The sequence below is a fragment of the Ruegeria lacuscaerulensis genome (genome assembly GCF_013034745.1).
GTDB lineage: Bacteria > Pseudomonadota > Alphaproteobacteria > Rhodobacterales > Rhodobacteraceae > Ruegeria > Ruegeria lacuscaerulensis_B.
Window position 1 is genome coordinate 1 of sequence record NZ_WQGP01000022.1, and the last position, 11,796, is coordinate 11,796.

12 protein-coding genes are annotated in these 11,796 nt (G+C 51.1%); 5 read left to right on the forward strand and 7 right to left on the reverse strand.

All coding sequences use genetic code 11. The annotated features are described in order from the left end of the window. Window positions 1–64 precede the first annotated feature (64 nt). Together GOV79_RS22620 and GOV79_RS22100 are read left to right on the forward strand one after the other, a co-directional pair. The gene (locus GOV79_RS22620) at window positions 65–1,207 is read left to right on the forward strand and encodes an adenylate/guanylate cyclase domain-containing protein (protein ID WP_170791778.1); all 1,143 of its coding nucleotides are present in this window, start codon (window positions 65–67) and stop codon (window positions 1,205–1,207) included. A 436-nt stretch (window positions 1,208–1,643) separates the two neighbouring features. Continuing rightward, on the forward strand, window positions 1,644–2,093 hold the full coding sequence (locus tag GOV79_RS22100) for a DUF411 domain-containing protein (RefSeq protein ID WP_170791779.1): 450 nt from the start codon (window positions 1,644–1,646) through the stop codon (window positions 2,091–2,093). Window positions 2,094–2,165: 72 nt separating this feature from the next. Here GOV79_RS22100 and GOV79_RS22105 read toward each other — a convergent pair whose 3' ends face one another. The 3 genes from GOV79_RS22105 to GOV79_RS22115 all read right to left on the reverse strand — a co-directional run bounded on the left by GOV79_RS22105 (window position 2,166) and on the right by GOV79_RS22115 (window position 3,933). Continuing rightward, window positions 2,166–2,813 carry a periplasmic heavy metal sensor gene (locus GOV79_RS22105; RefSeq protein WP_214648147.1) on the reverse strand — a complete coding sequence of 216 codons (648 nt, stop codon included), beginning with the start codon at window positions 2,811–2,813 and terminating at the stop codon, window positions 2,166–2,168. A gap of 74 nt (window positions 2,814–2,887) precedes the next feature. Then, on the reverse strand, window positions 2,888–3,376 hold the full coding sequence (locus GOV79_RS22110; protein WP_170791780.1) for a RidA family protein: 489 nt from the start codon (window positions 3,374–3,376) through the stop codon (window positions 2,888–2,890). Between the two features lie 140 nt (window positions 3,377–3,516). Further along, the gene (locus GOV79_RS22115) at window positions 3,517–3,933 is read right to left on the reverse strand and encodes a MerR family transcriptional regulator (RefSeq protein ID WP_170520077.1); all 417 of its coding nucleotides are present in this window, start codon (window positions 3,931–3,933) and stop codon (window positions 3,517–3,519) included. Between the two features lie 74 nt (window positions 3,934–4,007). Here GOV79_RS22115 and GOV79_RS22120 point away from each other — a divergent pair, with 74 nt between their 5' ends. After that, window positions 4,008–4,652: a cation efflux transmembrane domain-containing protein gene (locus tag GOV79_RS22120; RefSeq protein WP_170734126.1), complete on the forward strand. Its 645-nt coding sequence runs from the start codon at window positions 4,008–4,010 to the stop codon at window positions 4,650–4,652. Window positions 4,653–4,889: 237 nt separating this feature from the next. Here the strand turns inward: GOV79_RS22120 and GOV79_RS22125 are convergent, their stop codons facing one another. Together GOV79_RS22125 and GOV79_RS22130 are read right to left on the reverse strand one after the other, a co-directional pair. Beyond that, window positions 4,890–5,666 carry a 2-keto-4-pentenoate hydratase gene (locus GOV79_RS22125; RefSeq protein ID WP_170791781.1) on the reverse strand — a complete coding sequence of 259 codons (777 nt, stop codon included), beginning with the start codon at window positions 5,664–5,666 and terminating at the stop codon, window positions 4,890–4,892. A gap of 209 nt (window positions 5,667–5,875) precedes the next feature. Further along, window positions 5,876–6,496, reverse strand: a complete 621-nt coding sequence (locus GOV79_RS22130; RefSeq protein WP_170791782.1) for a cysteine hydrolase family protein — start codon at window positions 6,494–6,496, stop codon at window positions 5,876–5,878. 286 nt (window positions 6,497–6,782) lie between these two features. Here GOV79_RS22130 and GOV79_RS22135 point away from each other — a divergent pair, with 286 nt between their 5' ends. Further along, window positions 6,783–7,268, forward strand: coding sequence for a GNAT family N-acetyltransferase (locus GOV79_RS22135; protein WP_170791783.1), 486 nt, complete (start codon window positions 6,783–6,785; stop codon window positions 7,266–7,268). Window positions 7,269–7,948: 680 nt separating this feature from the next. Here GOV79_RS22135 and GOV79_RS22140 read toward each other — a convergent pair. After that, window positions 7,949–8,224 (reverse strand): hypothetical protein, encoded by a 276-nt coding sequence (locus GOV79_RS22140; RefSeq protein ID WP_170791784.1) that lies wholly within the window; start codon window positions 8,222–8,224, stop codon window positions 7,949–7,951. Between the two features lie 47 nt (window positions 8,225–8,271). On the opposite strand from GOV79_RS22140, the gene GOV79_RS22145 reads away from it, so the two are divergent. Beyond that, window positions 8,272–10,644 carry an autotransporter family protein gene (locus GOV79_RS22145; RefSeq protein ID WP_331252786.1) on the forward strand — a complete coding sequence of 791 codons (2,373 nt, stop codon included), beginning with the start codon at window positions 8,272–8,274 and terminating at the stop codon, window positions 10,642–10,644. 88 nt (window positions 10,645–10,732) lie between these two features. Here GOV79_RS22145 and GOV79_RS22150 read toward each other — a convergent pair whose 3' ends face one another. Continuing rightward, window positions 10,733–11,662, reverse strand: a complete 930-nt coding sequence (locus GOV79_RS22150; protein ID WP_170791785.1) for an SdiA-regulated domain-containing protein — start codon at window positions 11,660–11,662, stop codon at window positions 10,733–10,735. Window positions 11,663–11,796: the final 134 nt, after the last annotated feature.

Consider the following 11,796-nt stretch of genomic DNA (forward strand, 5'->3'; position numbering starts at 1 on the left):
CTCTGTCCTCCGTTCACTATACATAACGGTGGACCTAGTCAGATGAGGCATTCCAAATGCGCCTGTGGAGCTCTGGCTTGAAGCATTCTGCAACCGTCTTGTTTCGGCAGGAATTCCGCTTCAAAGAGCAAACATCACTGTTCGCGCTCATCATCCCGAGATTGGGACTGTCGCTTTTCGCTGGCACAGGGATGGCGGTCATGAGCGAGAGAACTTTGTCCGAAGAACGGATGCGCCTGAGGAATACGTTCTAAGCCCAATTTATTATCTTTTGGCAAACAACGTTGAAGAGATCAGACAAGATCTGACAGTCGAAGAACCCGCGCTCAACTTTCCGATCTTCGACGAACTACGCGAGCGCGGTGCAACTGACTACTTCGCTGTTAAACGGTTTTTCCTTATTCAGGACAATACTACGCCAGTCGATCCAATGCAGGCCTATGAAGGTGCCATAATCTCGTTGACAACCGACGCGAACGGGGGCTTCACAAGCGAGCAACTTGATGGTTTGCGTCAACTGATATCTCCACTTTGCCTGACGCTGAAATGTGGGGCGAACCGATTGATGGCTGAAGACATTACAGCCGCATATCTGGGCAAAGACGCCAGTAGGCGCGTTCTTTCCGGGGACATCACCCGAGGTTCATCGGAAACTATTTCAGCGGTGATTTGGTATTTTGACCTGCAAGGATTTACCAAATTGTCAGAGGCGCTTCCGGGGGACTCAATCATAGAATTGCTAAACGACTACTTCGCGGAAGCTGTTGACGTAGTCGAACGCAATGGCGGTAACGTTCTGAAATTCATGGGAGATGGAATGCTTGCCATCTTCGATATCAATCAAGTTCCGGACGCTCGCCGCGTCGCAATTCACGCGGCAGCGGAGTTGCGAGATGCCTTTGAGGAACTCAACCAACGACGGCAAGTGGACGGTTTACCAACGACCGGCTTCACTCTTTCGTTGCACGCAGGCAATGTTCTTTATGGCAATATTGGCGGTAGGTCTCGCTTGGATTTCACAGTGGTCGGCCCAGCGGTAAATACAACTTCGCGCATTTTAGGCATGTGCAGCGCGCTTGATCAGAATATTGTGGTTTCCGATAAGGTGGCGGGCGACTTGGTGGGCTCCATTCCAAGTCTTGTTTCCCTGGGGCAATACAGATTGCGCGGTGTTGCTGAAAGACAGGAGCTGTTCACGATAGACTAACTGCCGCTATTTGGAAGCTGCCTCAATGGGGTGTTGACCTGCGTCAAAGCAAAGGTAGCCGGATTGCTACTAGGTTGGTTTGCACATGGAACAGAACTGTTGGATCAAGCACCCGCGAAGAGCGGCATTCTTGGTCATAGTGATTGCATTGTCAGGGTGCACGGGCAGGCACCACCAAGGCAATTGGCATGGCCACGGCTTAGAAGGTTGCTATGGACCTCACCACGACGTTGATCGCGAGGTCCATTGCCGAACGCTCGAGTGAACTTGAGCCATACGCGACGCAACTCACAAAACGTTTGGCGACCAGTGTTACTTGGATTGAGATTCAGATCTTGTATCGAAACTGCCCGTTTGATGCTCAGTCCGGTAACATTGAAAAGTTTGGCCTTGGCACAATATTTTTGTGTCCCATGAGGAAGCGGAGAAGAGACCAATGAAACGACGCGAATTTTTACTAGCGGGTACAGCAGCAGTGTTAGCCACTCCTTCCGTCGGTCAAGAAGCCCCACTCATCAAAGTCTACAAGACGCCAACCTGCGGCTGTTGTGCCGCATGGGTAGATCACCTGATTTCCGCAGGATTTCGCGCCGATATGCTAGACGTGGAGCAGGAGCAGCTGTGGTCGCTTAAAGAACAAATGAAAATCTCAGATGTGCTTTCCAGTTGCCACACTGCAATTGTTGGGGACTATTTTGTCGAAGGTCATGTCCCGGCAGAAGATATCTATCGACTTTTGTCCGAACATCCTGAAGGCCTCGGCCTGACAGTTCCCGGCATGCCAATGGGATCACCCGGCATGGATTTTTCAGACGAACGAGAGCCCTATGAAACCTTGCTCGTTGGTCTGGATGGGACGACGAGTGTGTTTGCTCGACACAGCTGAGAGATTGGATGAAGGGCAATCAGATTTCCCAGCTCCATGTCCAAAATTAGTTTGCGCTGATTTCAGAAGGATTCAGCTGCAACCGTTGTGTTTTTTCCACATGGTTGGGTCGTGGCCTTCAGGCACACTAAAACACGGGTCGTTCGCATACCCTCTTAGAATGTTGTATTGCTGGATTTGATCTGCGCTCAACAGCGGCGTTGTTTGCAGGTGCCGGGACAGATGAATCAGTCGCAATTCGGCCCTGGCCGTTTCTGCCGCTTTAACAAGTTTGTTTAGCTCGGCTAAGTCAAGCTGGTCACCGGCAAACGCTTCACTTAACGCCGCTTCGGCCTCAATAAACCGCTCGCCTGCGACGATTGCCTGTTTGCGCATTTCTGAATAGATCGCTTCAATTCTTTCCACCTGATCCTTCGAAAGTCCAAGTTCATCTTGCAATTCGAGCAAGTGTGCTGGGCCTGGTTTGCCATTCAGCTCCGCAGGTAAAGCAAAACCCCAACCTCCGCCGCGCCGCAGCTCTTCTAAATCGGTCTCTGATAAGCTTTTGATGGTCCGGGATTGCAGACCGGCGTACGGTGTGACTTCAGCGTCGTGGGTGTGACTTTGCGCGAGTGCTTCTTGAGAGTATTGGATCGTACAAAGCGCCGTTACAATCAGAAACTTAGGCATAAACTTAATCATGAAGTCTCCTTTCTGGCTCACCCAGAAGCCTTCTTCCATACAGTACTTCTGCCCGGCGAAGCGACATTCCTGCTACTTTTTGACCAGTATGTCGTTCCGGATCCACGTGTATTCTAGGCCGTTGAGACAATAACCTCTGCTTCGATTTCAATTGGGAAGTTGATTGGTAGACCTGCCACCCCGACCGCCGTACGTGAATGGCGGCCAATCTCTTCTCCAAAGACGTCAATGATCAAATCCGTGAAACCGTTGAGAACCGCAGGCGTATCGCTGAAGCCAGATTTGCAATTGATCATCCCATGAACTCGGCACCACCCCGTTATTCGGTTTAGACTGCCAAGTTCGCGCTTTAGACTGCCGAGAATAGAAAGCCCGACTTTGCGTGCTGAGGCGTAGCCCTCTTCCACAGACACATTTTCTCCGACTGCTCCAAATGGCCCGGCCGGAGTGCCGTCTGTTTCTTGTGGTCCATGACCAGATACGAACGCCCGGTCGCCCCGAACGTTAATCCACGGAAATGGCAACACCATACCAACAGGCAATTTTAGCGGCGCAGGTAAAATGATGTTGTAGTCTATCAATCGCTGTTCAGCGTCGATCATGGTACTCCCCCTCGCAGGACATGCAAGGACCTTACCATAAACCATGCCCAAAGTTGGCCTCGACCACCAAACTTTGCAATGTCCGCTTCGTCCGCCAAGCGGCCGTTCAAAATCAGTGAAAAGATGTCTGCTTTTGTGGGTCAGTGATCTCGACCACAAAGGTCATGGTCTGCAAGCGAAGCCAGGACGTAACAGTCTTCTGCCACACCCCGTCCGTCACATCCCTGTGCGATACGCTTCAATTCATATTCGAGAGCTTTGAGGCGTTTGATCTTCGCGCGTACTTCGGACAACTGACCTTCTGCGATTTCGGTGGCCGCTTCGCACGACCGATCCGGATGGTTCTGTAACTCAATCAAAGAAGAAATTGCTTCGATGGAGAAGCCGAGATCACGCGCGTGCCGTATAAAGCTCAGGCGCTCCAAACCCTCATTTGTGTAGCGCCGCTGGTTGCCTGCCGTCCGTTCCGGTGCGGCCAGTAGACCCATTTCTTCGTAATAGCGGATGGTGGGCACTTTGACCTTCGTCCGCTTCGAAAGCTCGCCAATCGAGAACATGTGAAAAACCTCTTGAACCTCTAGTCACTAGAGACACTACATTGGATCTGACGCGATTCTGAAGAGGTTTTGAGATGGCAGGGTGCTGCGGCAACGAGGTGAAATTCGACGGAATGTCGAACGAATACAAACGTCGGCTTTGGATCGTCATCGCGTTGAATGCGACGATGTTCGTGGTCGAGATGACCGCGGGACACTACGCGAAGTCTCAGGCACTTCAGGCCGACGCGCTCGACTTCCTTGGTGACGCACTGACCTACGGCATTTCCCTCGCTGTGATCGGCGCGTCTATCCGCGCTCGAACGAATGCCGCCTTGGCAAAGGGGATCAGCCTCTTTTTTATGGGTGCGTGGGTGTTTGGGTCTACCGTCTACCGTGTTTTTTACGTGGGCGTTCCAGAGGCCGAAATTATGGGCATCATCGGCGCGTTGGCTCTCGCAACAAACCTTGCGAGCGTATTCTTGCTTGTTAGCTACAAGGATGGAGACGCCAACGTGCGATCAGTCTGGCTATGCTCGCGGAACGACGCCATCGGTAACGTAGCTGTGATGATTGCCGCGTTGGGCGTCTGGGGCACGGCAACAGGTTGGCCTGACCTAATAGTTGCTGCTATCATGGCAAGCCTGTTCTTGTCATCTTCGTACCAGATCATTCGTCAGGCTCTTGAGGAACGGCACGAGGAAGCAGCACACGAGCATAGAACAGCTCGGACAAGCTGACATTCGCTGCGGAGGGCAAACTACACAGGTATGGGCTCCACGCGGTCATTCGCTCAGTCGCGATGCATGTCCGCTTTCCGGACATTCGCCGCGACTGTGCGAACGACGACACCGAGCCTAAACCGGACCTGGTTAAATTGCGTCCCAGATTTGATGAAACCAGTGGAAGACCATCATGGTCAGCTATTGAGAGTAACTTTTCTTTGGTGCGGTCGGCGTCACCACTCTACCAAGGCCTCATGTAAATCGTACTGATAGCTCGGTGTCCATCACGCCACCAAAACCAGCTGACCATTCTTCACCCGGAGACACTGGCCATGCGTCTGTCAAAGTACCGGTTGTAACCAGCTCGCCTGCCTGAAGCTGGTCGGCTTGTGAGAGTAGAGACACAAGATGAGCCAGGACTTCAATTGGGCCTCCAAGCGCGTTTTCACCTTTGCCGGACTCGATGGCCTCGGCGCCCTTGAACAATGCTAGTGGCACTTCGGCTAAGCCGGTCAAGACATCATGCGTAGCCGCGATTTTGTCGCCAAGAACAAGGCAGCCGTGCAATCCTTGTGCAGCGATTGAGTCTTCGACCGAGAATTTCCAGTTGGGATAAATCGATTGAACAATTTCAAATCCCGGGGCCACCCATTCCACGCAACCTGCCAACTGCTCATTGTTCATTTCAGTTGTTGGTGCATGTTTAAGGCCCAGTACGATTTCTGGCTCGATTCTCGGTTCTGAATAACTTGCCAAGTTTACCGGCTGATCAGTCGAAAACAGCCCATCTGCGTGGACCTCTCCCCAAATGGGTTGATCCACACCGTAAACAGGCCAAATCGTGCGGTTCGTGAAGCCGACTTTTCGGCCGACTCTTTCTTTGCCCAGAATCTCGCGGACACAACTAGCAATCGAATATGCGTCATCCAGCGATAGCTGTTCTGCCTCTGAAGACAGTTTAGGTATCTGCTGGGAAGAGGTCAGGGCATCAGCAATTGTCTGAGCGTTAGATTCAATATCTCTTGTCATATTCGCATTATACGCGCCGACGGCTGGATTGCGATGCAAGCGAGGTTTTGAAGGGCCATCGTCGCACACTCAAAGGCTTGCACTGAAAGTGTCGGTATCTTCTGCTTCAAGTGGGCAAGTCCAAGGCGATCAAGCAACAAAAATCTCCACCCGTTTGTGCACCCTAAATAATTGTGCGCCCCAACTGCTAATAACAGTTCGATTGCAATTTAGAGCGAGGTGATCGCGTTGATCACTGCTTCTCGGCTCTGAACAGCGCCGGTTTGTAGATACTCCATAGCTTTGAGAGCAGCTTCATGGGCTTGGACAGATGACCCTCCAACGCAGTCCTCTACAACGCGGCAGAAGTAGTCTGATTGGTGGCCATCGACGAATGTGTAGTGCACACAAACATCCGTCAAACCGCCGCACAATAAAAGTGTGTCTACTTTTAAACCGCGCAGCAGGATTTCGAAATCGGTTCCAAAAAATGCAGAATACCGTCGCTTCGGTACGATGTAGTCACCTTTGCGATATCCCATCTCATCTTTTGCAACTTCCGTTCTTGGATCACCTTCGAGACAGTGTATGTCTTCGTCACCATCCAGTTCACGGCCGAAGTCTATCCTATCGGGACGATGGACTTCTTGGATGAAAATGACTGGCACATCGTAATCATGTGCGGCATCAACCAAATCACGCGCAGCGATCATGCGCTCTTTGTAGCCCGGCATGTTGTCGATGGAGCGTACTTCGCTGTCATCAATAAACGTGCTCTTTTGAATGTCGATTACGATTAGGGCAGGTCTACCCTCGATCAGTTTCCTGGCTTGTTTGGTTTTAGTTGCCATGTTCGACCTCTAATTTGCCAGGTCGTCCTGAAAAAACGCCCTTGCTTGGCCGGGTCGTCCCAGCGGGCAGATCAAACTTGACTAAATGTGCAAGTGATTACGGTCAAGGGTGTGCTGCGTTGTTGTGGAATGAAAAGCATGTGTTCGCGCCTGGGGCAACATTGCTCGCAAAGCTGCCGCTAGATGTGAGCGCAGAGAGAGTCTGCGCCGAGCGCAGATTGAGCAATGGTGCGAGCAAGACCGACGGCGGCTATACAACTTGACCCATCGTTCATAGTGTAAATGCATGAACAGATTTCGAAATGCCCAACCCTATGATGCAATTCGATGCTTTGAGATCGAGACTGATGCCTATGAAGGCGACGAAGCGGCTACCCTCGAAAAGATAGCAAAGAGAATCGAGGTCTATCCCGATGGTTTCCTCATTCTCGAAATCGAAGGCGAGATTGTTGGCTTTGTGAATTGCGGATGTGCGTACAACGTTGAAATGTCTGACGAGGAATTCAAAGAACTTGCTGGGCATGACCCTGACGCGCCAAATGTCGTTATTATGTCTGTCGTCGTGGATCCGGAGCATCAAGGAAAAGGCCTATCGCGGGCATTGATGACTGAATTCGTCGGCCGCATGAGAAAAATGGGTAAATCCGCGATCTACCTTATGTGCAAAGAGCATCACGTTCCGCTTTATCAGAGATTTGGGTACAACTATCTTCGTCCATCAACCTCTGATCATGGAGGAATGACTTGGCACGAAATGTCTATGGAAATATGAACCGTTGGTTGAGCCACGGTGAGTGGACATTCAAGGCCGACCAAGCCGCGCTACATTGAAAGGGATTTGCCGCGACCTCGCGATTGAGTTGTGTTGTTCGGTTTGGGTTGAATTATACCAGTCAGAATGCACTTTTGATTGAGTTTTGATGCGTTAAAGTTGATCGTATTACGCTACGACAATCGAATTTTGAACGTGTATAGTGAACCGTGCAAACTTATGGGCAAATCGTGCAAACTTATGCGCAAATGCTGCGCAAAATTATGGGCGAAGACCCCGAGATTTTCTGAATAAAATCAATGTTAGGAATGCAGCGTTATGCGCGTCCCTACAGATGTGTAGGGACGCGCACAAACCTTCACGCACCCCATAAGTTTGCACGATTTGCCCATAAGTTTGCACTGTTTCACGATAATAGTGCAGAGGAGAGCAAGTAAATCGCCTTATGCGGGTGTCGAAGGATAGGTTTCAGTTGCTCAAGGATTGAACACCTGATCGCGATACCAGATCAGGTTCTCCTTGTGCCCAGCAGTTTGACCAGAGATCTGCTTGGAATGTCCAGAAAACGAGCTCATTGCCGGTGCGGACAATTTACTCGAAAACCTAGGTGTCTCGTCGTCCTTGAAAGTCACCAGACCCTTGTCAAATGCTGTATCCCATGATGCTGACAGCAAATAGCTTTATTCGGATACCCTAAGGTCTGTAGCTCGTTCAGCTCTCTTTTCGGGCAGTGTCGCAAAGCGAATACCCTTTAAGAAGAGTTTGTCGCGCAAATCATTCATCCGACGCAAGTCATATGCGCTTCCTTCGGGCACGATCATGAGAATTTCTGGCACAAGCTTTTCGATAAGGGCCAAGTGCCCCAGTGTACCGATGATATCGCGGCGGTTTCCCGTGTTGTGAGCTTGCTCATATGCCACAACAAAAAATCCAAAATGATAAACTTTGTTTTTCAAGTCCTAAGTTGAGGTAGCTTCGCTTGTACCGCGAGAGGAGAAAGTTGGTGACAAACAATAGGCCGTTCCCACTAAGTCGAATTGCTCAGCGCATCACTCTGGCGAATATCGCATTCTTAATCTTGGCTTATTTGATGTCGCCAACCAAAGTACAAGCCCAAAGCTCACAGGCCTGCGTAGAATTAGGTTCTCCTCGAATTGAGTACTCTTCTGGATCTGAAAGCACTCGCATCAATCAAACAATCTCAACCACGGAACGCACGTGTCTCCCGATCCCAAACGGACCCATTACAGGACTTACAATTGGAAACTCCTCAATCACGTCCTCAGGTGAAATTGAGTTGTATGTTCCCGGCCAAAACACTGTTCCAAGTAATGCTTCAGTTTTGACGCTTCTGAATGTTGATGTCGCGGCAGGTAGCGGAGACTTTGTTTCGCGAGAAGCCTTGGCAAACAATATCAATGGGAAGCTTCGAGTGAACCTCATCGGAACGTCGATTGGTTCCGGCCGATCCATGACGTTTGCGCCATTCAACGGCGCGAATATCGACCCCACTGAAGTTTACTTCCAGTCCGACCGCCCGCTAACCTATGACGACCTGACCGTTATGGGAGCCACCGAAGTAGTCTTCGGGGCATATAACATTCAGACCCGGGTTGCTGAGGCTTCTGATTTCACGCTGACGAATAGTTCGATTTCTTCGACCAGCGATATGGCGATAGCCGCAGGCACGACTGTTCGACTTGATGCGGCAAGCAGTTTGAACACCGTGAACTTTGAGAATTTTGGCACGCTGGCCGGAACGGGTACTGTGAACGCGTTCAACTTCACAGTTAAGAACGGAGGAGTGCTTTCGCCGGGCTTTTCAATTGGCACACTCAACAACAGTGGCGGCATTGCCTTTGAAACGGGATCAAGGCTCTTGACTGAAGTCGATCCGACGGCCGGGCAAAAAGCTGACTTGGTGTCATCCAGCGGGCCAGTGACGGGAATTGACCGCGCAACTATACAAGTCGAAGCTGCTCGGCCCGGCCTGACAGCGCAGGACTATGCAGCCGGCAACAACTACACGGTATTTCAAGCCTCAAGTTTTGATGGGAACTCACCCACGCTCGTTGCAGGAGGATCTCTTCCAGCGTTGTCCAATCTGACGATAGCCAACACGCCGACCACTGATGGTCAGATTGATATCGCATTCACTGCTCAACCGGTCACAAGCTTGCCCCAGAACCCAGCAGTTACCAATTCGCCAAATGCCAGCAATCTCGCTGGCGCGGTGGCCAACACCACAAACATGTCACCTGGAACCGGTCTGACCAATGGCTCAACCTTGGGCAATGCCGTAAACACGCTTACCAATTCAGGCCTGGCTGGGTTTAACCGTGTGCACGCCGAACCCTATTCCTCGAACCTGACCGTTGGGCTGGAGCAATTAGACCTGATAACCAACACAGTGCTGAGTCACGCTGACTGCCGCAAGTATCAAGCGGTCGGCTTCAGCAATGACGATCAACCCGTTGCATCTGGCGACATCGACTCGGCCCAAAGACCGAGCGGCGCAATCGACTGCTCTGACCGGCGCTGGTGGATCGACACAGCCTATGTGAGCGGGGACGTTGATGGAAGTAACGGCCTTGGGACATTCGACTATTCGCTGGGCACCATTTTGGTCGGAGCGGATGTCGCAAGTACCAATAGAGGTGTGGTCGGCGTTTACGCAGGCTTCGGGACATCCTCCATGGATGAACACGATCAAGTCGATCAGGACTTTTCGACCGACAGCTATCACGTGGGCGTCTATGGGCGCACAACAACCGGAACATGGGAGTTCTCTGGGCTGATCGGTTACATGTTCGGTGAAACCGACGCCAAGCGGCGAAACCCTTCTGTTGATGGCTTTACAGGAGGCGAAGCAAAGTCAGATTTGGACCAAGAGGGAATCCACGCCGGGATCCAGGCACGGAAGCTGTTTAGCCTGGACAGCGGTGCTAGGGTTTCTACGGTTTTTGGATTGAACTACGGGCGCATCCAACAAGGCTCAGGCACAGAAACCGGCGGCGGCGATTTCAACTACTCTATTGAAAAAGCGAACGCAGAGTCTCTGGTCGCTTCCATTGGAGTTGACTACCAACGGGACGTCTTGACAGCGAATGGCTTACTAACCCCACTCGCCTTTGCCCGGTATGAATATGACTTCTTTGCCAACAAGGACAGTGAGCACGAAATCACTGTAACAAGCCCGATATTTGGGACATTCACGCAAGTCGGTCAAAACCGAGGAGCAAATGGCTTCGTTCTTGGCCTGGGGCTAGGGTATCAGATCTCTGATCTGGCCAGACTAACGGCAGGATATGGCTATTCAGTTCGCTCCAACGGCCAAGAGCATGGCCTCGGTGCAAACTTAAGTGTTCGGTTCTGATTAGGGCGCACCAACGAAGAGGAGTAGTAATCTAGCTGCAACAACTTGCGGAAGCTATTGTGGCGATGTGAGCTTCATTCCCCAGCGATCAAAATTTGGGGATATTAAAAACATAAAGCCGCGATTTCTTGGCATCGTCTGTCAGGATGTAGAGAAGCCCTTTGGTCTCATCGAGAGCGATCCCTTCGGGATGTTTAACTTCCTTTTGTTTGCCATCTTCTGAGAACGTCAAACTGATAGACTTTACTGACTTGGATTTTGGATTGTAGACGAAGATCTGACGGCTTTTGTCACTCACAATCCAAAGTGAACGCGAGGACCGAGACCATGCCAGGCCACTCAAATCCAGTTCATTATCATCTACACGTTCGGAGATAAAACCTGCATCGCGGGCTAAAGGAATAATCTCAACAATTTCGTCTAGTTCTGGCGATAACACCATTAACAACCTTGGTTGTCCCTCAATGCCAACAAAGACCCGCCCAGATTCCGGGTCAACGGCGATGCCTTCGGGTCCCTTGTTCAAAGGGTTGCCGACGAGAAATTCAGAGGCGTCCGAGTAGCCTTTGAGAGATGTGAGAGGGATTGTAGTTAGTTGAATGGGGTCTGTCGGGTGAACGACTAGAATTGATCGATCAGTTTCCTGAAGTACTAAAACAGACCCATCTTTTCGTGATGCGACGCCCTCCAGATCTGATCCCGCCAATGAAGGCAGCTTGAATGAGTTTCCTAATGCCCCGTCGATTCCAAGTAGGTGCAGTTTAGGTTCAGCGTCGCTTACTGACCATAAGAAGCCTTCCGCGTTGGACAGAGACAATCCGGAAGGCTCCGAGAAGCCTTCCGATTTATCCGCCACCTTGAAGGAGTCGATGAGAGTCAAACCGGGACTCTCGGCGTGGGCGAGCTCGATCCATGCCAGAAATGCAACAGTAGCGCTTGCAAAAGAAGCTAGTGTTCCAAGCTTGGGGAAGCACGGTGAAAACCCAAGTTTCGACCGAAGCAGCTTGTGTTCTGACATTGGGTTTTCTCGCGCTTGGACCATATCCTTGTATCAGCGTTCGTATCACAGTCCGGACGCGATGTCCGAAGAATGCACGGTAATCTCTTTACCTGATCCCGCCTGTTGCGATTGAATTGAATAGGGCACGATGT